This is a genomic window from Streptomyces sp. NPDC058086 (assembly GCF_042885015.1).
Taxonomy (GTDB): Bacteria; Actinomycetota; Actinomycetes; order Streptomycetales; family Streptomycetaceae; genus Streptomyces.
Window position 1 is genome coordinate 63626 of record NZ_JBHVST010000027.1, and the last position, 21428, is coordinate 85053.

Here is a 21428-nt window from a genome sequence, read left to right on the forward strand (position 1 = left end):
ACTTTTCGTTTCCTGTGAGACCGGATCGAGGACGTACGTGAACATCACCAGGCGCCAAGTGCTGTGGGCCGGCGGAGCGACAGGCGCGACAGCACTGCTGGCCGCTTGTTCGGGAGGCGACGACACCTCGGCCGAGCCGGCCGCCGCAGGCGACAAGCCCGAAAAGGGCGGCACCCTACGCATCGGAGCCCTGGGACGGGCCGGTGCCATCACCCGCGACCCGCACGGAACGCAGGGCAACGAGAGCGACTACCTGATCCTGGCCCTGGTGTACGACACGCTCACCGTGCCCGGCGCGGGGCCCAACACCAAGCCCCGCCTGGCCGCTTCGTGGGAGCACTCCGAGGACCTGAAGACCTGGCGTTTCAAGATCGCCAAGGGTGCCGCCTTCCACGACGGCACCCCGGTCACCGCACCCGATGTCGTCTGGTCGCTCCAGCGGCTGCGCAACACCCCCTCCGGCGCCGCGCGGCTGCCCGGCATCGAGGCGAAGAACATCAAGGCCGAAAGTGAGGACACGGTCGTCCTCGTCTCCGACTACGCCAACGCCGAACTGCCCCTGCTGACCCGCCTCACGACGTTCGTCCTGAAGAAGGACACCTCCGACAAGGAGCTGGAGAAGGCGCCGGGCACCGGCCCGTTCAAGCTCGACTGGTACCGCGGAGGCAACGCCCGCCTGGTCCGCAACGACAAGTGGTACGGCGGCACGGTCCACCTCGACGCCGTCGAGGTGACCATGTTCGAGACCCCGCAGGCGATGTCCAGCGCGCTGCTCGCCGGCCAGATCGACGTCGCCTCGAACGTCGGCGCCGTCGCCGCCCGTACCGCCGAGTCCCGCAAGGATGTCCAGGTCGTCCGCCGCCCCAACGACATGTCGATGCCCCTCGTCATGCGCACCAAGAGCGGCCCGTTCGCCGACGTGCGCGTGCGCGAGGCGCTGCGCCTGGCCGTCGACCGCGACGCCATGGTCAAGCAGGTCCTGTCCGGATACGGCACTGTCGCCAACGACATCATGGGCACCGGAGACCCGCACTACGCCAAGGACATCCCGCAGCGGGGGCGCGACCTCGCCAAAGCCAGGCAGCTGCTCGCCGACGCGAAGTTCGACCTCTCCAAGACCTACGACCTGGTGACCACCGAGGACATCTCGGGCCTCGCCGAGTCCGCCACGCTGCTCGCCTCCCAGGCGCGCGAGGCCGGCATCAAGCTCAAGGTCGTCAAGCAGGAGTCCGGCGCGTTCTACGAGAAGACCTGGCTCAAGGGCGACCTGTACACCACATACTGGGGCACCAACGACTCCGTGGTCTTCTTCGCCTCCAAGACCCTGGTCAGCGAGGCCGGACAGAACGAGGCAGGCTTCGACGACAAGGCCTTCGACACCTCGTACCGCAAGGTCATCGGCACCGCCGACGAGACGGCACGCGCCACGGCCCTGCACGGGCTGCAGCAGATCGAGTTCGAGAAGTCCGGCTATCTGCTGTGGGGCATGGCCGACGGCATCGACCTCGCGGTCGCCAAGGTGCGCAACCTGCCCAAGCTCCCGGGCTACGGCCGCGTCCAGCTCGAGAACGTGTGGCTGAGTTGAGCCGCGCGGCCGAGGACGACACGGTGGCCGCCCCCGCCCCCTCGGAGGCGGCCACCGCGCCGCGTCGCGGGGGCCCGCTCGCCGTGCGCGTCGCCGTGCGGATCGCCGTGCGGATCGCGGCGGCCGTGGCACGGCGGGCCCTGATGCTCGCGGTGCTCCTCGCCGTGGTGTTCGTCGCGGTGGAGGCGCTGCCCGGCGACGCCGCCACGGCGACCTCGGAACGCGGGGACAGCGCCGCCGACGTGGCGGCCCGGCGCCATCTCCTCGGCCTCGACCGGCCGTTGTGGGAGCGCTTCTGGGACTGGATGACGGCCCTGCCCACCGGCGACCTGGGCACGTCCGCGCGCGGCCAGAAGGTCACCGACCTGCTCGCCGACCCGTTCCCCAACACACTGCTGCTCGGCTCGGTCGCCTTCGTCCTCACCGTCGCCGCCGCGCTCGCGCTGGGCTGCTGGGCGGCCTGCCGCCCCGGCCGGCCGGTCGACCGGATCATCGGCCACGCGGCCACCGCCGCGTTCGCCGTGCCCGAATTCGTCGTCTCCGTCGGCCTGTTGCTCGTCCTGTCGCTGTGGACGGGCTGGCTGCCGGCCGTCACACTCACCGGCGCCGACGGCGACCCCACCACCTGGACCATGCTGATCATGCCGGTACTCGCCCTGGCCATCCCGCAGACCGGATGGAACACCCGGATCGTGCGCGGCGCGCTCGCCGACCAGGCCGCGACGCCGCACGTCGAAGCCGCCCACCTGGACGGACTGCCCGTCCACCGGGTCGTGCTGCTGCACGCGCTGCCCGGCGCGCTGCCCGCGATCGCCATCGGCGTCGCCACCTCCACCGGCATGCTGCTGGGCGGCGCGGTGGCCGTGGAGACACTGTTCAACTACCCGGGCATCGGCACCGTACTGGCGGGCGCCGTGGCCGGTCGCGACGCCCCGCTGATCGCCGGGGTCGTGATCTGCGCGGGCGCCACCATCAGTGTCGTCCTGCTCACCGCCGATCTCGTCCGCGCCCGGATGCTGGGAGCACGCCCGTGAGCACGCCTGCCACCGCGGCACCCCGCCGCGTCCCGTCCCATGTCCTGCGGCGCGTCGCACCGGGCCTGCTGCTCGTCCTGGCGGCCCTGACCGGCCCGTTCCTCGCCCCGCACGCGATCGACAAGCCCGTGACCGCCCCGTACGCCCCGGCCGGGGACGGCGCACCGCTCGGTGGCGACCAGCTGGGACGCGACGTCCTGAGCCGACTCCTGCACGGCGGTACGGCGCTCATCGGCAGCGCCCTTCTGATCGCCGTGGTCGTGACCGGCCTCGCCACCCTGATCGGCTGCGTCGCCGTGCTGCGCCCCGTGCTCGGCAGGGCGGTGGAGCGGACGGCCGACGTGGCCATCCTGCTGCCACCGGTCCTCGGCATCATGCTCATCGCGCTCGCCTGGCCGGACGGCGGACGCCTGGCGGTCAACACCGCGGCCATCGTCCTCGGAGTCCCCTACGCCGTACGGGTCGTCGCCGGCGCCGCGGCCCCCCTCGCGCAGTCCGGCTACATCGAGGCCGCCACCGCCCGCGGCGAGAGGCTCTGGTACCTCACCCTGCGCGAACTGCTGCCCAACCTCCGCGCCACCGTGCTCGCCCTGTTCGGCCTGCGCTTCGTGGAGGCGGTCTACGTCATCTCCATGGCCGGGTTCCTCCAGATAGGTCCCCAACCCCCGGCCTCCGACTGGGCGCTGATGGTCCGGGAGAACGCCCCGGGCATCCTCCTCAACCCCTGGGCCGTGGTGGCCCCCGGCCTGGCCATCGCCCTGCTCGCGATCAGCGTCAACCTCGCCTCCTCCTCCCTCGCCCCACGCCCCGTACGGAAGGCGGTGACCACCTCGTGAGCCACCCGGCCACCACGCAAGACGTCCCCGACGACGAGCCGGCCCCGGCACCCACCGCCGAGCCCCCGGCTCCCCTGGTGACGGTCACCGACCTCGAAGTCCGCCTCCCCGACGGCCCGTTCCTGCTCCGCCCGACCAGCCTGGTCGTACGCCCCCGGGAGATCACCGCCCTCACCGGCGCCTCGGGCTCCGGCAAGACGACCCTGCTGCGCGCCCTCGTCGGCCACCTCCCGCCGGGCGCCACCGTGTCCGCCGGAACCCTGGACGTCCTGGGCCACGACCCCTCGACGCTGCCGGCCCCGGCACTGCGCGAAATGCGCCGCACCCGGATCGCCTACGTCGGGCAGGACCCCGGCTCCGCACTCAACCCGCGGATGAAGGTACGCCGTCTGGTGGCCGAGACCGCCACGGACCGCGGTGACGAGGCGGTGCTCGCGCTGCTGCGCGAATGCCGGCTGCCCACCGACGACGGGCTGCCCGACCGGCGCCCCACCGCGCTCTCGGGCGGCCAGCAGCGCCGCGTCGCCCTCGCCCGCGCGCTGGCCCGCACCCCGGACGTCCTGCTCCTGGACGAGCCGACCGCCGGACTGGATTCCGCCCTGCGCGACGACATCGCCGAGCTGCTGCGCGACCTCGCCACCAGGCGCGGCCTCGCCGTGGTGATGGCCTGCCACGACCCCGAACTCGTCGCGGCCTGCGCCGACCAGGTCGTCCATCTGCCGACTCCCGCGCAGCCCCGGGTGCCCCGGGCGAGGACAGAGCCACCCCCCACCGAACGGGCACCTGCCACCGCCGAGGGCATCACGGCGCGCGGGATCAGCGTCGCCTTCCGGCACCGGGGACAGGCCCAACACGCCCTGGACGCGGTGGACTTCACGGCCGCGCCTGGCAGCGCCACCGGAATCGTCGGGCCGTCCGGTTCCGGCAAGACCACGCTGCTGCGCGTGCTGGCAGGCCTGCACCGGCCCGACGCGGGAAACGTCACCCTGGACGGGCAGCCGGTCGGGGCCACGGCACGCCGTCGCAGCCGTACGCACCATCGGCGCATCCAACTCGTTCCGCAGAACCCGCTGGGTACGCTCAACCCCTCCCACACCGTCGGTGCCGCGCTGGCCCGCCCGTTGCGACTGCACCGGGCCCTCGCCAAGAGCCAGGTGTCCGACCGGGTGGCGGAACTCCTCGAACAGGTCGAGCTGCCCGCCGACTTCGCCCGCCGCCGTCCCGCGGAGCTGTCGGGAGGCCAGCGGCAACGCGTCTCCATCGCCCGCGCGCTGGCCGCCGAGCCCGACTTCCTGCTCTGCGACGAGATCACCTCGGCCCTCGACCCGGACACGGCCACCGCCGTCATGGAACTCCTGCGACGGCTGCGCACCGAAAGGAACTTGGCGGTCGCGCTGGTCAGCCACGAACTGCACCTGGTGGCCGCCTACACGGACACGGTGCATCTGCTGGAGTCGGGTCGCCTGGTCCGCCACGGCCCCACCGCCGAGCTGCTGTCCGTCTGACGCGGAGGCCTCCTCGGCGCAGAGTTCGGCCGTGTGCGGGGCGCGGCGATCGGCCGCCGCCTCCCGAGGCCCATGAGGGTCAGGGCAGCTGCTTCAGGAGTTCGGCGGCGAGAGGGGCGGAGGACGCCGGGTTCTGGCCGGTGACCAGGTTGCGGTCGACGACCACCTTGGGGGCCCACGGCTCGCCCTCCTGGAAGTCGACGCCCGCCTCGACGAGCCGGTCCTGGAGCAGCCACTTCGCCTTGTCGGCGAGACCGGCCTGCGTCTCCTCGGCGTTGGTGAACCCGGAGACCCGGTAGCCCGCGAAGGCGTTGGTGCTGTCCTCCTTCGTCGCGGCGAGCAGCGCGGCCGGGCCGTGGCACACCACACCGAGTGGCTTGCCCGACTCCAGCGCGAGGGTGAGCAGCCGGCCGGAGTCCGCGTCGACCGCCAGGTCCTCCATCGGTCCGTGGCCGCCGGGGTAGAACACGGCCGCGTAGTCGGCGAGGTCGGCCTCCGCCAGCTTGATCGGCCGCTGGAGCGCGGTCATCGACGCGAGGGCGTGCGCGATGCGGTCGGCGCCCTCCTGGCCGCCGTTGACCTCGGGAGCCAGGCTCCCCTTGTCCACGGTCGGCACGACGCCGCCCGGCGTGGCGACGACGACCTCGTGGCCCGCGGCCTGGAACGCCTCGTACGGGGCGACGGCCTCCTCGGCCCAGAAGCCGCTCGGGTGGCGGGTGCCGTCGGCGAGCGTCCAGTGGTCGACGCCGGTGATCACGAAGAGAATCTTCGACATGGTGCGTTTCTCCGAGGGTGCGGGGGCGTTGCCGGTTGTTCCTGTCCTACGCCCCGACGCTCTGGACCCAGATCGTCAGGGCGGGGATGTCCTCGACCGTATGCGGCTCTGGCATAGGTGACCAATAGGGAGTGCGGTCAGAGCCATAGAAATGGCAATACCTGGACGCTGGACGCCACCCCAACTACTCTGTTCGTAACCTAATCAATTTGTTGAGTGCGAGAGGCGGGGCTCGGATGCACCCCTTCCGGAAAGCCGTAGAGGCGGGCGACCACACCGCGATCGAGGAGCTGCTGGCCGACGACGTGGTGTTCACCAGCCCCGTCGCCTTCAAGCCGTACCCGGGGAAGGCCATCACCGCGGCCATCCTGCGCGGCGTCTCCCGTGTCTTCACCGATTTCCGCTACGTACGCGAGTTCGGCGGTGCCGACGGTCGCGACCACGCGCTCGTCTTCACCGCGAAGGTGGGTGACAAGGAGCTCAACGGCTGCGACTTCCTGCACTTCGACGAGGACGGCCGGATCGACGACCTGATGGTGATGGTCCGCCCCCTCTCGGCCGCCCATGCGCTCTCCGAGGCGATGGGTGCCGAGTTCGAGCGGATCTCACGCGAGGCGGCGGAGGCGATGGGCGGCTAGAACATGATCCGCCGGACAGGGCCTAGGAGCCGTTCGTTCGCTTCAACTTGTGGGGTGTCGATCGGTGCTCGCTCGGGGGCAGTTCGTTGGGTTCGCGGTGCTCCCTGACCTCGTGGACCGGGCTGCTGTCCGGCTGCCGGGGCTGTTTTCCCCGGGTCGAGGCGGAGGCGGTTGCTGTTGCCGCTTGCGGCGGCCCCACCACACGACACCGATCAGCATCGCCACCAGCACGACGCCCACGGTGAGCGGCACGAGGACCAGCAGGCCCTGGGCCGCGGCGAGCACTGTCCCTTCCGTATCCATGGCACTCATGCGTCCCGAGTGCCCGGAGTTGTGCGCATGAACCGGGTGGCGCTGGTCCGGAGAGCGGCCGCCGGGACCTGAGGTGCGGGGTTTGGCGGGCCTTTCCGCGGCTACCCGCTCGCGGTGACGACAATGACATCCCAGCAAGAACTCATCCGATTCCTGGAGGACCGCTTCGAGTGTGCGCAGGCCTGCGCCGAGGCCGCCCGTGCCTGTGCGCTGCGGGCGAGCGTGGTGGATCCGGACGGGCCGAGGGAGCAGGAACTCGTACGACGCAAAGGCCTTCTGTGCGTGGAGGTGTGCGACGCGACCTGCCGTGTGCTGGCGGAGGAGGCCCGCCGGGACACGGCAGGCATCCGCGTCCAGGTCGAGTGGTGCCGTACCGTCTGCCGCGAGTGCGCGGACGTCTTCGACGAGCACCCTGGCGGCCAGGACAGCGCCAAGGCCTGCCGGGAGTGCGCCCAGGCCTGCATGGACTTCCTCGCCACACTGGGCCGCGCCTGAATCCCCGAAACTCCGCCGCGGAGTTCGGCTACGGCCTCGTTGACGCACCGGCGCCGCGGTGCGGACGATGGCCCGCATGCGACTTCTGCGGCGCGTTCGGGACGACCTCGCCACCGGCGAGAACCTGGAAATCTACGTCACGACCCTGCTCTCGCTGACCCTGGCGGCGCTCGGTGCACTCGATGTGGTCGGCGGCAAGGTACTGGCCGCGGCCACCCTCGCGACCCTCGCCCTGCTGGCCGGAGGGCTGCTGGGCAGCCGTCGGCAGGTCGCCGAGCTGGCGGCGGAGGTACGCGCCCGCGCCGCCGGCGACATTTCGGCGGAGGACTTCTTCAGTGGCGACAAGCCGGAACTCGTCCAACAGATACGTGGGGCACGGGACATCAGCATCGTTGGAGTGACCCTCGCCCGCACCCTCCGCAACTCGATCGACGAGCTGGAATGTCGAGCCGTAGCCGGATCCGTGATCAGGATCGCGCTCATCGACCCCGCCGGTACGGCGCCCGCCGAGGCCGCGCGCCGCAGCACCGTCCCCCACCGGCCCGAGGTGTACCAGAACCGACTGCGCACCTCGATCGACCTCCTGCGCGAGCTGCTCGAGAATCCAGGGGTGAGGGACAGGGTCGAGGTGAGGTTCCTGCCGTTCGTGCCGGCCTTCGGGCTGGTGCTGCTGGACCCGCGACGGCCGGGCGGCATCATCCATGTCGACGTCTACTCCCACAGCTCGGCCAGTGGGGACGCCGTGTTCACTCTGCGCCCCGACCGCGACGGGCACTGGTACCAGCACTTCCAGGCCGAGTTCGACCGGGTCTGGGAGTACGGCCGCCCGGCCGACGCCTCGGACGGGTTCCCCGGGTGAGGGGCCGCCGGGAGGGTCGCGGTCGGGGCGCCGGTGTCATCGGCATTCACAATTTCTGAAACACGTTCTACGGTGTGCGCCGTCAGGTCCGGCCTTGGGGAGCCAGGAGGCGCCGTGCATCTCGAATACACGCCAGAGCAGCAGCGGCTGCGGACCGAACTGCGCGGCTACTTCGCCGAGTTGGTGCCCGACCACGCCTACGCCCGATATGGCGACCCGGCCGCCCAGAAACGGTTCTACCGCGAGACGATCCGGCGGCTCGGCAGGGACGGCTGGCTCGGGGTGGGCTGGCCCACGGAGTACGGCGGGCGCGGGCTGACCCCGATGGAGCAGTTCATCTTCTTCGACGAGGCCGCCCAGGCAGGCGTACCGCTGCCGCTGATGGCGCTGAACACGGTCGGACCGACGATCATGCGGTTCGGCACCGCGGAGCAGAAGGAGTACTTCCTGCCCAGGATCCTCTCCGGCGAGATCGACTTCGCGATCGGCTACAGCGAGCCCGACGCGGGGACGGACCTGGCGGCGCTCAAGACCAAGGCCGTACGGGACGGCGACACCTATGTCGTCAACGGGCAGAAGATCTGGACGACGAACGGCGACACCGCCGACTGGGTCTGGCTCGCCGTCCGCACCGACCCGGACGCCCCACCCCACAAGGGCATCACCATGCTCCTCGTGCCGACCTCCGACCCCGGCTACTCCTGCACCCTCATCGACACCCTCGCCTCGCACGACACGACAGCCAGCTACTACGAGAACATCCGCGTCCCCGTCTCGCGCCGGGTCGGCGAGGAGAACAAGGGCTGGCGGCTGATCACCAACCAGCTCAACCACGAACGCGTCACCCTCGCCGCACACGGCACCATGGCGATCCGCGCCCTGCACGACGTCCAGCGCTGGGCCATGGACACCAAGCTTGCCGACGGCCGCCGCGTCGCCGACCTCCCCTGGGTGCGCCGCCGCCTCGCCCAGACCCACACCAGACTCGACGCGATGAAGCTCCTGAACTGGCAGATGGTGAACGCCGTCCAGGAGGGCACCCTCACCCCGCAGGACGCCTCCGCGGTCAAGGTGTACGGCTCCGAGGCGCGCCGGGACGCGTACGCCTGGCTCATGGAGATCGTCGCCGCGCCCGGAGTCCTCAAGGAGGGCTCGACGGGCGCCGTCCTGCACGGCGAGCTGGAACGCGGCTACCGCTCGGCTGTGATCTTCACCTTCGGCGGCGGGAACAACGAGATCCAGCGCGAGATCATCTCGTGGATCGGACTGGGGATGCCGCGGGTCCGGCGTTAGTCCGGCTGTGACCAGGCTTCATAGTTGGCACATAAGCAGGATGGTCGGCATCATGATCAATTGACTCCTCCGGTGCATTACATGCCTCGGCAGTCAGGCCTTGGCCAGGAGCGAGGCGTAGCGATCAAGGCGTTGACGGAGGATCTGACGAGGTCGACGCGGATCGCTGTAGTAGATGCCTGCGTCCAGTTCACCGAACGCCGGAGTGTCAGGATTGAGGCCGACCTGCGTGTTCGCGTGGCGGCCGTGTCCAGATCGATGGATGGCGTGGGCCGGACGCCGGACGCCGGAAACGGCCACGTGTCCGCGTGTCCGCGTACTCGTCTGAGTTCACTTGTACGCCGACACCGCGGGGCCGGACCGGTGAGAGGCCGGCCCAGCCTCCCACGGCAGTCTCAGAAGCCTGTCCCGGTGTTGTGGACGTGGTTTGGAACTAGGTAGAGGACTGTCACTCACACCGCTGGCACACCAGCTGGGCCGCGGGCGTCGACTGAGGGCCAAGGTGTGATGCCGCTCCAGCCCCGCACGAGCGTTCCGGGCGGCCGCAGCAGGCCAAGGAACGGATAGCCACCGTGCTCGCGGCAGTCGGGGACAGGGACCACGCAACCCTGCCGCCTGGCACATCTACACGCCCGTCCGTTCCGCCGATGCTCCCGCCGGATGGATCCACGAATGCACCGGGGCCGACACAGCCACGGACGACTGACGCTCGCACCGATGACCCCCGCGGACGCCCAGACAATTTGACCGAAGAGACTAGGGGCACCCCCCTCGCGCCCCCCGTTGAACGGCCTCACCGCGGCCACCTTCATGACCGGAATCGTCGATGGCCGGACGTCCCGCGGTACAGTCGTCCGCCAGCTTGGGGCTGGCAGCACGACGTCCGTCAGGCAGCAACATGGCTATGCCATCAAGAGGCGGGCCCCGTCCCCACCTGGAGCTGATCGCTGCTCTTCGGTCGTTCGATGGTCCGGGACACCTCACGGGCTCGGTCAGACCACGGCGTGGGCCGCAGCGTGGTGCTGTCGAGACGAACGACGGTGCGAGTACCGTGCGCGTGCGTGGTCCTGCCCTCGTCTGAACACACCCGATAGCCTGCGGTGGCCGAAGCGCTGCCCATGTGCTCCGTCCACAGGTGCACCGCGCACTGACCAAGGCCCATCACAGGGACGTCGTAGGTGATGGTGAACGCCTTCACCGCCTGGAAGCCGTCCCCTTCGAAGCCTGACGCGCCGCCGAGGCCCTGCCCCCGGCCGAACTCCACCCACGCTCGCTCGACCCAGACCTGATACCGGCTGTTGTGCAGCATCCCCATCGGGTCCAGATCGTCGAAGTGGACATCCACTGGGACCAGGACCCCAACGTCGGTGCTCGGCAGATGGTTCATGCTTCTCTCCTCACGATTCGCCACAATTGGCGAGTTGACGGGGTGGATACGGGTGCGGACCAGGCCGACGACGTCCGGGAAATGGCGCGGTGACGGCCGGGGTTCGCGTTGCGGACGTCTGCCGGGTCGGCGCCGAGCGTGATCACTCGGAAGGTTTCCGGTCTCCGCTTTTGCTCGGTCAGGCTGGAGGATTGGCCGGCCGCGTGCGCGGAGATCAGGGACACGGACAAGGTCACCAGCCGGTGGTACCACTCGGGGATGAGTTCCTCGGGCACTCCGGCGTCGCTGAGGGCCTGCAGGGTCTCCTCGATCACCAGCTGGCTGCCGGGCCCGGTGCCCGGATAGTGGCTGGCGTCCTTCGCCAGCTGCGGCAGCGCGGCGTAGGCATCCCATGAGCGCAGGATCAGGTCGACGAGCCGCGCACGCCAGGTCCCCTGCCGCCGGTAGCCGTGCATGGCCTGGACCAGCACATGGTCAACGTTCGCGAGCATCAGCTCGGTGCGGTTGCGGAAGTGGCGGTACAGGCTGGAGGAGTCGGTACCCAGCTCGGCGGCCGGCTTGCGCATGCCCATTCTGTGTTGGAGTGCGTGATGTGGCTGTTCAGGAACAGCCGCCTATACCGCGCGACGTCAACCCCCGAATGACCGGTCGCGCCCGGAGCATGCAGCGATGATGCGGGTTGGTTCATGGAGCGGGGCCGTGGCCAAGGTCGTCCCGTTGGACCAGTCACACAGATACCGCCATTCGCGGGCCGTCACGGTCTGCCGGGCAGCGTGGTAGCGGGCAAAGCGCGATTCCCACGAACACCGGGTGCATCGCATTGACTTCGTAAAGGTCGTGGAGCTGCGCGGTTCGGGTCAACGGGAGCTGGTTCGCGCGCGTGGTCATCGGCCGTGGCGCGGGATTGACCAGCAACGAGGAAACCGCCAATTGCGGCACGGCAGGTGTGGGCTCTCGCGTACGTTCGGGGCTTCCTGATGGAAAAGTGCCGCTTTGATCAGTGACTTCCGAGCTAGCGCCCTTCCTCGTCATCTGGTCTTCTTCCTCCCCCAGAGGTGTTGCGCTTCGCACCTGTTGCGCGGGCGTCCGGTCAGTTCTTCACGGGCCATACGAGGGGCTCCTTGTAGTAGCCCTGCGTGAGCTCCACCGCTGTGGCCCTCTGGCCTGCCGGGATCAAGAAGGCGATGCAGATCTTGTGTTTCAGGGTCAGTCGAGCTCCATCGGTACCCAGTCGTAGGCCAGGCGCTTGGCTATTCAGCCCGTGGAGTTCTTGGGCAGTCAGGTCCGGGATCTCTGCCCGAGGCGCAACTTGATCCACGAGCCTTTGGTGGCAAGCTTCTTGCCCCAGGCCCACAGTGGAGGATCCGGCGAGGTGATTCCTCCCAGGGCGGTGCGCTGGGTACGGGTCAGCGGGCGATTGAGATCGCGAAGGGTGTGAATCCGGTGGACCGGATGACGTGCGGGACGAAGAGGATCGCGGCCTCTGTGGCGCGGGCGGTCTGGATCCCGCCGAGGTCGCTGATCCAGTCCTTGTGCCAGCCGAGGTCGGTGAGCAGTTCGCGGACGGTCTGCTTGGCCTGGGGGTCCTCGCCGGAGAGGAACGCGGTTGGCGTCTGGGTGAGCGTGGCTGGCGCGGTCATCACCGGGAAGAGCATGGTGTTGAGTGTCTTGACGACATGCGTTTCCGGGAGTGCGTCCTGGAGCTGTTCGGCGAGGCTTGAGCCGGGGTAGATCAGGTCGGCGGGCAGTCCGTCCGGTCCGTCGGTGGTGGCGTTGGAGACGTCGACGAGGATCTTGTCCCGGAGTTCTTCGCGCAGAGCTGCGAGACGGTCCAGCGAGCCGGCGCCCGGGGTGGCGTTGATGACGATGCGGGCTGTGCGGGCGGCGTCGGCGGCGGCGCCCGGCGTGCGGTCCGCGACGGTCACCTCATGCCCGGCCCGGGTGAGGGCGGTGGCCAGGTTGCCGCCGACGCGGCCGTTTCCGAGAACGGCGATCGTGGTCATGGTGATGTGGGTCCTCTCGTGGGTGCGGGTTGTGGTGCGCGGTCAGTGTGAGAGGGTGGCGACGGCTTCGGCGTGGATACCGGGCGCGGCGGCCAGGAAGCTTTCACTCTTGGGGGTCCAGGGGCGGCCCTCGGCGTCGGAGATCCGTCCGCCGGCCTCGGTGACGAGCAGTGCCCCGGGCAGCAGGTCCGCGCGGGCGCCGGCGAACTGCCAGAAGGCGTCGATCCGGCCGGCGGCCACGTTCACCAGGTGCAGGGTCGCGGGCACGGCGGCGCGGACGACGAGCGCGTCGAAGAGCATCGCGGTGATCGAGGAGCCGACGCGCCGCACGACCTTCTCGTCCTCGTCCGGCCGGGCCTGGCTGGTGGCCACGATGCTCAGGCCGAGGTCCGCAGTGGGGGAGACATGCAGCGGCCGGCCATCGAGCTGGGCGCCCGCGCCGGTGAGCGCGGTGTAGGTCTCGCCGGTCAACGGCAGGTGGACCGCGGTGAGCACCGGCTGGTTGTCGCGCACGAGGGTGGCGGTCACCGCCCACTCGGGCAGGGCCTGCAGGTGGTTGACGTTGCCTTCGGCCGGATCCACGACCCACCATTCGCCGGGCGGCAGCGCCCCGCCGTCGAGCTCGTCCTCCACCCAGCCGGCGTCCGGGCGCAGGCTCGTGAGGCGGGGGCGCAGGATGTCGAGGGCCATCTCGTCGTTGACGGCGAGGGCGCGCATCAGCTCTTCGCGGGTCTGGTAGCGGACCACCTCGCCGAAGCGCTCGCGCAGCGCCGAACCCGCCTCACGCACGGCGTTCGAGGTCTGGGCGAGCAGGTCGGCGTCGGAGGCGGCGACTGCGGTGGTCTGAAGCGTTTCGGACATGGTGGTACTCCCGTCTGAGGAGGGGTGCTGAGGCCGGTCGAGGGCCGAACTGCGCGTTACTTCTTGCGCTTTCGCCGCAACGGTATGCAGCCCCGTCATTAACTTCAAATGCATGTCAAGCACGGTCAGGATTACTCGTATGCAATTGAATTTGAATCTGCTCGCCGCGCTCGACGCGCTGCTGGAGGAGGGCAGTGTGGCCGGGGCGGCCGCGCGCCTGCATGTCACCGCCCCCGCGATGAGCCGGAGTCTGGGCCGCATTCGGCGCACGACCGGGGATCAGATCCTGGTGCGCACCGGCCGCACGATGACCCCGACGCCGTATGCGATCGCCGTCCGGGAACAGGTGCACGAGCTGCTGCACCAGGTCCAGGGGTGCTGGCGCCGAGCCGTGAACTCGATCTCGTACACGACGATGCCGTCATTGGGCATCGACATCCGCACCTCTGCTGATCACCAACTGCCTCCGGAACCAGTCGACCAACGCTGTTCCTAGAGATCGACGAAGTCACGCACGAGTTCACCGCTCGGGGCCGCCAGCCCGGCCAAATGAGAGCCGGCGCTGGAGTCCATCAGGTCGTCGACGGCCTTGGCGACGGCGCCCTCGGCAACGTGTTCGCGATGCAGCGGATCACCGCGGAGAACACCACCCTCAAGCAGCGCGTTCGTCAGCTCACCACCGACAACCGCACCTTGGAGGAACGCCTGAAGGCCGCTCGCTCCAACCTGCGCTTCCAAGACCGCCGCGTCGCCGGCCTGGAGGTCGAACTCGTCGATCCGACCGCGATCCCCATACCTCGACGCTCCACTTCGTCCGAACCTGCGGCCTGGCCACCGGACCCGGCGGCCAGGCCGTGTCGGCGAACGACCGGTTCGCGGCACGAGAGTGCGTTCGGCGGTCGCGTGCTCAGCGGTATGACAGGACGTTTCTGATCGGCTGGCCGGCGACGATCTCTCTTGCCTGCGGCTTGATCGACTTGTGTTCTGGAACGGTGAGCGCGTACCGGTCATCAGCGACGGCGAATTCACGAGCTGATCCATTGGCGGGGCCAGGCGAGTGCGGTGGCGGCAAGCTTGCCGCGTGGTGCGGCGGCGTCCGCGGTCCCCAGGCACTGTCCGCCGTCGAACAGTCCCAGTTCGTAGTGCACGGTGTGCTCGTCGTGTCCGCTGACGGCGATCGCGATGTCGTAGGAGCGAGGATGAAGGACTTCGCCGAGGTAGGTCACGCGGTAGCGCCAAGGGAGGTATCGGGGGAGCTCCCTGGCAGCGTCGTCTCCCAGCAGACGGTGTGCATAAGACGTGATCGCCTCGTCGTACCAGCCCAGTTGGGCGATGTAGTTGACGTGCTGGTTGAGGTCGACGTCCCCGACGCGGCTGTGGACGGTGGCAGCGGCCAGGTAGTACTGCCGCTCGCGGCGACGCGGGTCGGGTTTCGACGCGATTGCTGCACTGGTTTGAGGCAGTTGCAGCTCCTCAAGGTCGGCGCGCAGTTCGTCCGGCAAGGTGATCGGCCCGGACTTGTCGGCGAGGACGATGGTGGCCTCAGCCGTGGCGACGAGGTGCCCGTCGACGAACATGCCTTGACCGTAGGTGTACGAGGACCGTCCGATCGCGCGGATACCGGTGCCGATCCGGACGGTCGCGCCGACCTTGCCGAACGCCGTCTGCCGTTCAACACGCTGGCCGACAAACAGGATCTGGTACGGCTTGAACCCGCCGTCAGCCGTGAGCTTGTCGAAGCGCGAGAAGCGCAGACCAACCCGGGGATGCTCGAACAGACGCGACAATGCCACCGTGCTTGTCGTGCCGTCCGGTGCGAGGTCGCCGAACCGTTGCACCACCTGCTGGTGGTCAGGAAACTCGTCCTCGGCCAATAGCGCGGCGTTGGACTGTTCGTCGATGGTCAACGGTTGTTCCCTCCAGGATGGTCACCAGGTTTTGGGCAGGGATCGCAGACCGTAGATCAGTGCCCGGTGCTTGAAGGCGGGTCTGGCGGCGGGGTCGGCGAGGCGCAACCCGGGGAACCGCTTCCGGCCGACGTTCTCACCGCAGACGGCACTTTCTGCGGCGTGATCGACTTCGGTGACCTCTTCGCAGGCGATCCAGCCTTCGACCTCGCCGCGGCGTGGATCCTGCTGCCGGACGGTGCCGCCGACCGCTTTTATGGCGCCTACCAGCCGACCCCGGACGCCGCGACCTTGCGCCGCGCCCGCGGCTGGGCGGTGCTGCGCGCTCTGAGCGGCATCCTCATCGGGGAGGCCGGCGTCCACGGGCGCCCCGGCGGCAAGGCCACCTGGGGTCCACCCGCCACCGCCGCGTTGCGACGACTCGTCGCATCGGTCCGCTGGCCTGGTGAGCACGGCTCGGCGGCCTACGTCACCGACGCGCGTCGCCCGGCGTAAGCAGAGTACTGACTTCGTCTCGTTGACTCCCTCTCCCCTCCGGCGATCGCGCTCACTCGGTCGACTCCTGGCCGATGAGCAGGTCGAGCAGGCTGGCGGGGGAGTTGTCGCCGAAGATGAGCCGGTGGTTCTTGTCGGATTCGGCGGCGAACTGGGCACTGCGGGGGAAAAGGGCCTGCTCGTACTCCGCAAGGGCGGCTTCGACGTCGTCGGGATGTGCGGCGATGGCTTTGCCGAGTTCGGCGCCGTCGAACATGGCGAGGTTGGCGCCCTCTCCGGCGAACGGTGACATGAGGTGGGCGGCGTCGCCCAGCAGTGTCACTCCGGGAACGCGGTCCCAGCGGTGGCCGATCGGCAGGGCGTTGATCGGGCGCGGGGCGAGGGCGGTTTCCCCGTCAGTGATGAGTGCGGTGAGTTCAGGCGCCCATCCGGTGAATTCTGCCGCGACGTGGGCTGCGGCCGTTTCGGGACTGGCGAGGATGGCGGCGATCCATTCCTGCGGCTTGTTGAGCGCGACGTAGGTGTGAAGAACGGCGTCGGCCTCGCGGTGGCCAAGGATTCCCTTGCCGGCTGTGACGGCGAACAGGGAACCGTCGCCGGCGGCCTTGGACGCTGCGGGGTGGCGTTGGTCGGCGTCGTACAGGTAGGTCTCGATGAACGACGTGCCGACGTACTCGGGCTTCGCGTCGGAGAGCAGCGGCCGGATCCTCGACCAGGCGCCGTCCGCGCCGACGAGGAGGCCGGTCGTCACGGTTGGCCCGTCGGCGAAGGTCAGCTCGTGCCTACCGTCTCCGAGGGGGCGGACACCGGTGACCTTGTGTCCCCACTGGATCATCTCGTCGGGCAGCGAGTTGATCAGGATCCGACGCAGGTCTCCGCGGAGCACCTCAGGGCGACCGCCTGTGCCGTCGTCGGGCTGGTCGAGCAGTACCGCGCCGTGCTGGTCGAGCACGCGCAGGGCCTGGCCGCCTTCGTGGATGATCGCGCGGAACTCGTCGGTGAGGTCGGCCGCTTCGAGGGCGAGCTGCCCGTTGTACTCGTGGATGTCGAGCTGACCGCCCTGCGTGCGGGTGTCTGCCGATGTCTCGGCTTCGTAGATGGTCGCGGGGATGCCGTGCAGGTGCAGGACCCGTGCGAGGGTCAGGCCGCCGAGCCCGGCGCCGACGATCGTGACGGGAGTGGTCATGGTGGTTTCCCTTTCGCTTGGACACCGCTCTACTGCGATACGGTGTTCGCAGTACCGGCATCACGATAGCACTACTGCGAACAGTGGACGCAGTAGCGAGGAGGAAAACCGATGGACGACGCTCACACGGTGATCTGGAACCGGCCGGAGCGGGCCGCGAAAGGCCCCGCACCCTCACGCACCCGGGCGGAGATCACCGCCGCCGCCATCGCGATCGCCGACGCCGAGGGCATCGAGGCACTGTCCATGCGGCGCGTCGCCAAGGAACTGGGAACGGGCACAGCCTCGCTCTACCGCTACCTGGCGTCCAAAGACGACCTGCTCGACCTCATGCTCGACGCCGTAGCGGCCGAAGACGGCGGCCCGCCTGCCCCCACCGGTGACTGGCGCAGCGACCTGCGAGGCCTGGCCCATCGTTCCCGGGCCGCCTTCCACCGGCATCCCTGGATGACCTCCCTCGCAGCAGGCCGCCCATCACTTGGACCGAACTCCCTCGATGCCATCGAACACGCACTCGCCGCCCTCGATCCCCTCGGCTTCGACATCGACGTCATGATCACCGTCGTCGACACGCTGCAGGCCTTCGTCCGCGGTTACTCCATCGGCGAGCTCGCCCAACAGGAAGCCGTCCGACGCTCCGGAGTCGGCATCCAGGAATGGATGGACGCCCATGCGCCCTACCTCGACAAAGTCGTCAAGAGCGGGCGCCATCCACTCCTCGCCCGGGTCATTCGTGATGCCGAGCTTCCCCACGCGGCCGACAGGGCCGAGCGCGGGTTCGAATTGGGACTCGAACGACTCCTCGACGGATGGGAGGCCAACCTCCCGGTCCGGCCCTGACGGTCCGGCAGCGTCACCTGGCGGTTCATCGGGGAACTCCACACCCCGACGCCGGCCTCCGCGCGCCGAACCCCCGACGCAACGCGATTCCCCGAAACGACCCGCCAGGGCATGCACGGAGCGGCGGACGCCTCGTCGTATCTGCTTGGTGGCCAGCTCGGCGAACCAGCCCCGGGGGAAGTCGATCCACTACTTCAAGCCCTCCCTCGAGGCGATCTCGGGGCTGACCAGCCTCCTCGCGCCCGGCGATACGCGGCGCTGACTCACCTATCTGGGTCAAGCGAGCGCGCCGGGCCCGGTGGCCGGGTCGTCTTGGGGGCGGCGGCGTTGACCCGGGTATGGAGCCGGGAATCGCGGAGTCCGCCGTCACGATCAAGACGCACGCCGCCTTGCCGCAGCCATACGAGAACAGACCCGGTTCGGAGACATCCAGAAGCGGCGTCCCGCCCAGCGCGTTCCCGGCTCCGTCCTCACGCGGGTACGGCACCCGTTCCTAGCGCGCGGCGTACGCGCGGATGAACGCGTGGGCTCCGTCGGCCATGGTCTGGCCGACCTTTTCCGGGTCGGCGGTGGCGGGGATCGGTTGCCGTTCGTAGGCCAGCAGGACGGTCAGGGCGCTGAAGTGGTCGGCGGCCAGGCGTGGGTTGTCCGTGTCCAGGAGTCCGGCGTCGGCGAATTGGGCGATGCGGTCCGCCAAGTCCTGCGACGCCGCGTTGACGCCACTGCTCTCACGCTGACCCGCTCCTTCCGCTTCGGCCCTCTCCTCGCAGAACAGGCCAACCGCTGGCTCGAACTCGCAGAGGCACCCATTCGCCTGACCGGAAGCGAGACGACGCCCACCGAGATCGGAGACATCGCCAACCCGGACGCGGTGCTGTGCCGCACCAACATCGGAGCCATGGCCGAAGTCATGCGGCTTCTCTCCGAAAGCCGCAGCGTCGCCCTGGCTCGCAGTGGACACACGCTCGCCGCACTGGCGCTGGCGGCCCGGGACCTCAAAGAAGGCCGCCACACCAGCCACGCGGAGCTAATCCTCTTCGGCTCCTGGTACGCGGCCTACGACCCCGTCGGCGGCGACCTCCAGCCCTTCGTCGACCTCGTCGACACACATGGTCCCAACGCCATCCTCGCAGCGGTCGACGAGGAACATGCCGACGTAACCGTGTCCACCGCCCACAAGGCCAAGGGCCGCGAATGGCCAACTGTCCGGATCGGTGACGACTTCCTACCACCCAAGGACACCGACCAACTTGACACCGAGGGCCGCCCAATCCCGGAACCCGTCAACGACACTGACGCACGCCTCGCATACGTCGCCGTCACGCGTGCGCGCCGCCGACTCGACCTCGGGGGATTGGCCTGGATCGATGCACATCCCGCGGATTTAAAGGGCCCTAACAAAGCCGTTGGACGTGGCGGCGGGTGATCAGGCAGACGGTGAGACCGAGGAACGCTTCGTGGATGTCGTCGCGGCGTTCCCAGCGGATGAGCAGGTGGCGGAAGCCGTGGAGCCAGGAGATCGTGCGTTCGACGACGTAGCCGAAGATGCCCAGGCCGGTGCCATGGGGCTGACCTCGCTCCGGGATCACTGGTCGGATCCCGCGCTGCCGGAGCAGACGGCGGTACTTGTCGTGGTCGTAGCCGCGGTCGGCCGGCAGCGTATCCGGCCGTCGGCGCGGCCTGCCGGCCCGTCCCGCGACGGCCGGGATCTTGTCGGGCAACGGCAGGAGTTGGGTGACGTCGCCCACGGTTTCCGCCGGGCAGTGACACCGCGAGCGGGATGCCCTGCCCGTCGACGATGAGGTGGTGCTTGCTGCCGGGCCGCGCGGACGTGCGAGGAATCGATCACCGCCCGGGACCAGTCCAGCTTGTCCTTCGACCGCAGGTTCTCCAGCAGCATCACATGGAGCTGGTCCCAGACGCCGGCCTCGTTCCATGCGGCCGGCCGCCGCCAGCAGGTCATCCCTGAGCCGAAGCCCAGCTCCTGCGGCAGGTAGTCCCACTGGATGCCAGTGTGCAGGACGAACAGGATCCCGCACAGGGCCTGCCGGTCCGGCACCCGAGGCCGTCCCTCGACCAGCTTTGGCGTCGGCTCGGGCAACAACGGCTCGATCAGCGCCCACAGTTCATCCGACACGATCCACAGCCCGGTGCCCACGGCGACCGGTATGCGGCACTGTGGGCGCTGCCCGGTTTCTAACGCTTCCTCGCGGAGCTTGAGTCGCTGCGGCAGATCGTCGCCGGCGTGCGCGCGATTCGCTGCTGCGACGCCCAAGGCGACGCCGGCCTGGCGCGGGGTTGGGTGATGCTGGCCGTCGACCTCGCGGTGGCTACCGTCTCCGGCTTCGGTGTCACTGCCTTGTACGACCGTAAGGGATTGCATCGTGTCCCCGTGCCGAGTGAAGTCGGCAAGGCTACCGGGGAGTTCGGTGTGGTGAGGCATCCCGTGGGGACGGGAGGTGGTGCGCACCGCTTGGTGCTCGGCGCGGTCTCTCCCGAGCGGACGACGGTGCCGAGCCTTCGCGCGGCCGCGTCCTGCCGTGCATGCCTCACTGGTAAACCGATCGGTTTTCAATCCGTGGAATCCGCGTTAACCTATCGGCATGACCACACAGGTGAGGTCACGCCCCCGGGAGCGGCTACTGGACGCGGCGGCCACGCTGGCCTATCGCGACGGCGTGAGCGTCGGTGTCGAAGCACTGTGCAAGGCGGCGGGCGTGTCCAAGCGCTCCATGTACCAGCTCTTCGAGAGCAAGGACGGGCTGCTGGCGGCGAGCCTGGAGCGACGCGGTGCCGACTTTGTGGTCCGTTTCCTGCCCGGGCCGGACGACGAGCGTTCTGCGCGCGAGCGGATCCTGTATGTCTTCGAGCGGGTCGAGTCGCAGGCGGCTCTGCCCGAGTACCTCGGCTGTCCGTACCTCGCTGTCCAGATCGAACTCAAGGACGAGGGACATCCGGCGAGCCGGGTCGCGCGACAGGTGAAGGGGAACCTGATGGCCTTCTTCCGCTCCGAAGCCGCACGAGGCGGGGCGAACGACCCTGACCTGTTGGCCAGGCAGTTGACTCTGGTCTTCGACGGCGCGAGCGCCCGTGCGGGCATCAAGGTCGACGATCTGTCGGGACTCGTCGCGCCCACCCTCAACGCGCTGCTCGACGCGGCGGGTCTGTGCTGAGGCGACGTGCCCTGTCTGCACTCGACGCCGTGACCGCCGTCCGGCGGAAGCGGAATCAGGGCCTCGCTTAGCGGGCGGTTGCCAGCCGTCGGTCATCTGTCTGACCGGCTTGTGCGGGCAACGGCGTGCGGCGTAGCGCTGAGCGTCCGAGTCCGGGAGGACGGACAAGGCCTCAGCTTTGTCCTGCAGGGGGCGCAGCATCGTGGCCATGAACTGTTTGCGGTCGTCGCGAGGTAGGGGCCGA

General features: G+C 69.3%; 20 protein-coding genes and 5 pseudogenes. 14 read left to right on the forward strand and 11 right to left on the reverse strand.

Annotation, left to right across the window (positions count from 1 at the left end):
* The first annotated feature begins 37 nt into the window (after positions 1-37).
* Genes ACFVWD_RS22280 through ACFVWD_RS22295 form a run of 4 tightly spaced genes read left to right on the forward strand, consistent with a single transcriptional unit; the run spans position 38 to position 4960 of the window.
* The gene (locus ACFVWD_RS22280) at positions 38-1585 is read left to right on the forward strand and encodes an ABC transporter substrate-binding protein (RefSeq protein ID WP_389598311.1); all 1548 of its coding nucleotides are present in this window, start codon (positions 38-40) and stop codon (positions 1583-1585) included.
* A complete protein-coding gene (locus tag ACFVWD_RS22285) occupies positions 1573-2619 on the forward strand; it encodes an ABC transporter permease (protein WP_389598313.1) in 1047 nt (348 codons plus the stop codon). The genes ACFVWD_RS22280 and ACFVWD_RS22285 overlap by 13 nt, the downstream gene beginning before the upstream one ends.
* On the forward strand, positions 2616-3455 hold the full coding sequence (locus tag ACFVWD_RS22290; protein ID WP_389598315.1) for an ABC transporter permease: 840 nt from the start codon (positions 2616-2618) through the stop codon (positions 3453-3455). Before ACFVWD_RS22285 ends, ACFVWD_RS22290 begins: the two co-directional genes overlap by 4 nt.
* Entirely contained in the window at positions 3452-4960 is a 1509-nt protein-coding gene (locus tag ACFVWD_RS22295; protein WP_389598317.1) for an ABC transporter ATP-binding protein, read from the forward strand. Before ACFVWD_RS22290 ends, ACFVWD_RS22295 begins: the two co-directional genes overlap by 4 nt.
* Before the next feature lie 79 nt (positions 4961-5039).
* Here the strand turns inward: ACFVWD_RS22295 and ACFVWD_RS22300 are convergent, their stop codons facing one another.
* Complete coding sequence (locus ACFVWD_RS22300; RefSeq protein WP_389598319.1) at positions 5040-5735, reverse strand: type 1 glutamine amidotransferase domain-containing protein; 696 nt, start codon at positions 5733-5735, stop codon at positions 5040-5042.
* A 236-nt stretch (positions 5736-5971) separates the two neighbouring features.
* Here ACFVWD_RS22300 and ACFVWD_RS22305 point away from each other — a divergent pair, with 236 nt between their 5' ends.
* Positions 5972-6373, forward strand: coding sequence for a nuclear transport factor 2 family protein (locus ACFVWD_RS22305; RefSeq protein WP_389598321.1), 402 nt, complete (start codon positions 5972-5974; stop codon positions 6371-6373).
* Positions 6374-6395: 22 nt separating this feature from the next.
* Here the strand turns inward: ACFVWD_RS22305 and ACFVWD_RS22310 are convergent, their stop codons facing one another.
* Positions 6396-6455, reverse strand: a complete 60-nt coding sequence (locus tag ACFVWD_RS22310) for a hypothetical protein (protein ID WP_389598387.1) — start codon at positions 6453-6455, stop codon at positions 6396-6398.
* Positions 6456-6457: 2 nt separating this feature from the next.
* Positions 6458-6685 (reverse strand): annotated as a pseudogene (locus ACFVWD_RS22315) (DUF6479 family protein); the annotation flags it as partial.
* A gap of 123 nt (positions 6686-6808) precedes the next feature.
* On the opposite strand from ACFVWD_RS22315, the gene ACFVWD_RS22320 reads away from it, so the two are divergent.
* The 3 genes from ACFVWD_RS22320 (at position 6809) to ACFVWD_RS22330 (ending at position 9332) form a co-directional block, all read left to right on the forward strand.
* Positions 6809-7180 carry a four-helix bundle copper-binding protein gene (locus tag ACFVWD_RS22320; protein ID WP_389598323.1) on the forward strand — a complete coding sequence of 124 codons (372 nt, stop codon included), beginning with the start codon at positions 6809-6811 and terminating at the stop codon, positions 7178-7180.
* A 76-nt stretch (positions 7181-7256) separates the two neighbouring features.
* Positions 7257-8039, forward strand: coding sequence for a hypothetical protein (locus ACFVWD_RS22325; RefSeq protein WP_389598325.1), 783 nt, complete (start codon positions 7257-7259; stop codon positions 8037-8039).
* A 114-nt stretch (positions 8040-8153) separates the two neighbouring features.
* Positions 8154-9332 carry an acyl-CoA dehydrogenase family protein gene (locus ACFVWD_RS22330; RefSeq protein ID WP_212728019.1) on the forward strand — a complete coding sequence of 393 codons (1179 nt, stop codon included), beginning with the start codon at positions 8154-8156 and terminating at the stop codon, positions 9330-9332.
* 910 nt (positions 9333-10242) lie between these two features.
* Here ACFVWD_RS22330 and ACFVWD_RS22335 read toward each other — a convergent pair.
* The 4 genes from ACFVWD_RS22335 to ACFVWD_RS22350 all read right to left on the reverse strand — a co-directional run bounded on the left by ACFVWD_RS22335 (position 10243) and on the right by ACFVWD_RS22350 (position 13583).
* On the reverse strand, positions 10243-10719 hold the full coding sequence (locus ACFVWD_RS22335) for an acyl-CoA thioesterase (protein ID WP_389598326.1): 477 nt from the start codon (positions 10717-10719) through the stop codon (positions 10243-10245).
* Positions 10716-11285 (reverse strand): TetR/AcrR family transcriptional regulator, encoded by a 570-nt coding sequence (locus ACFVWD_RS22340; protein WP_389598327.1) that lies wholly within the window; start codon positions 11283-11285, stop codon positions 10716-10718. The genes ACFVWD_RS22335 and ACFVWD_RS22340 overlap by 4 nt, the downstream gene beginning before the upstream one ends.
* 840 nt (positions 11286-12125) lie before the next feature.
* A complete protein-coding gene (locus tag ACFVWD_RS22345; RefSeq protein ID WP_389598329.1) occupies positions 12126-12722 on the reverse strand; it encodes an NADPH-dependent F420 reductase in 597 nt (198 codons plus the stop codon).
* 42 nt (positions 12723-12764) lie between these two features.
* A complete protein-coding gene (locus ACFVWD_RS22350) occupies positions 12765-13583 on the reverse strand; it encodes a 3'(2'),5'-bisphosphate nucleotidase CysQ (RefSeq protein ID WP_389598331.1) in 819 nt (272 codons plus the stop codon).
* A gap of 139 nt (positions 13584-13722) precedes the next feature.
* On the opposite strand from ACFVWD_RS22350, the pseudogene ACFVWD_RS22355 reads away from it, so the two are divergent.
* Both ACFVWD_RS22355 and ACFVWD_RS22360 read left to right on the forward strand, forming a co-directional pair.
* Positions 13723-13988 (forward strand): annotated as a pseudogene (locus ACFVWD_RS22355) (LysR family transcriptional regulator); the annotation flags it as partial.
* A 144-nt stretch (positions 13989-14132) separates the two neighbouring features.
* Positions 14133-14516 carry a hypothetical protein gene (locus ACFVWD_RS22360; protein ID WP_389598333.1) on the forward strand — a complete coding sequence of 128 codons (384 nt, stop codon included), beginning with the start codon at positions 14133-14135 and terminating at the stop codon, positions 14514-14516.
* Positions 14517-14608: 92 nt separating this feature from the next.
* Here ACFVWD_RS22360 and ACFVWD_RS22365 read toward each other — a convergent pair whose 3' ends face one another.
* A complete protein-coding gene (locus ACFVWD_RS22365) occupies positions 14609-15490 on the reverse strand; it encodes a hypothetical protein (RefSeq protein ID WP_389598334.1) in 882 nt (293 codons plus the stop codon).
* Between the two features lie 111 nt (positions 15491-15601).
* Between ACFVWD_RS22365 and ACFVWD_RS22370 the strand changes: the two are divergent.
* Positions 15602-15985: pseudogene (locus tag ACFVWD_RS22370) on the forward strand (phosphotransferase); the annotation flags it as partial.
* Positions 15986-16037: 52 nt separating this feature from the next.
* On the opposite strand, the gene ACFVWD_RS22375 reads toward ACFVWD_RS22370, so the two are convergent.
* Complete coding sequence (locus ACFVWD_RS22375; RefSeq protein WP_389598336.1) at positions 16038-17171, reverse strand: FAD-dependent oxidoreductase; 1134 nt, start codon at positions 17169-17171, stop codon at positions 16038-16040.
* A 111-nt stretch (positions 17172-17282) separates the two neighbouring features.
* Between ACFVWD_RS22375 and ACFVWD_RS22380 the strand changes: the two genes are divergently transcribed.
* On the forward strand, positions 17283-18011 hold the full coding sequence (locus ACFVWD_RS22380) for a TetR/AcrR family transcriptional regulator C-terminal domain-containing protein (RefSeq protein ID WP_389598338.1): 729 nt from the start codon (positions 17283-17285) through the stop codon (positions 18009-18011).
* Between the two features lie 493 nt (positions 18012-18504).
* Here the strand turns inward: ACFVWD_RS22380 and ACFVWD_RS22385 are convergent, their stop codons facing one another.
* The gene (locus tag ACFVWD_RS22385; RefSeq protein ID WP_389598340.1) at positions 18505-18708 is read right to left on the reverse strand and encodes a TetR/AcrR family transcriptional regulator C-terminal domain-containing protein; all 204 of its coding nucleotides are present in this window, start codon (positions 18706-18708) and stop codon (positions 18505-18507) included.
* 18 nt (positions 18709-18726) lie between these two features.
* On the opposite strand from ACFVWD_RS22385, the pseudogene ACFVWD_RS22390 reads away from it, so the two are divergent.
* Positions 18727-19437, forward strand: a pseudogene (locus ACFVWD_RS22390) (3'-5' exonuclease); the annotation flags it as partial.
* Here the strand turns inward: ACFVWD_RS22390 and ACFVWD_RS22395 are convergent.
* Positions 19406-20157, reverse strand: a pseudogene (locus tag ACFVWD_RS22395) (transposase). The pseudogenes ACFVWD_RS22390 and ACFVWD_RS22395 overlap by 32 nt on opposite strands.
* 457 nt (positions 20158-20614) lie before the next feature.
* On the opposite strand from ACFVWD_RS22395, the gene ACFVWD_RS22400 reads away from it, so the two are divergent.
* Positions 20615-21184, forward strand: coding sequence for a TetR/AcrR family transcriptional regulator (locus ACFVWD_RS22400; protein ID WP_389598341.1), 570 nt, complete (start codon positions 20615-20617; stop codon positions 21182-21184).
* Positions 21185-21428 lie beyond the last annotated feature (244 nt).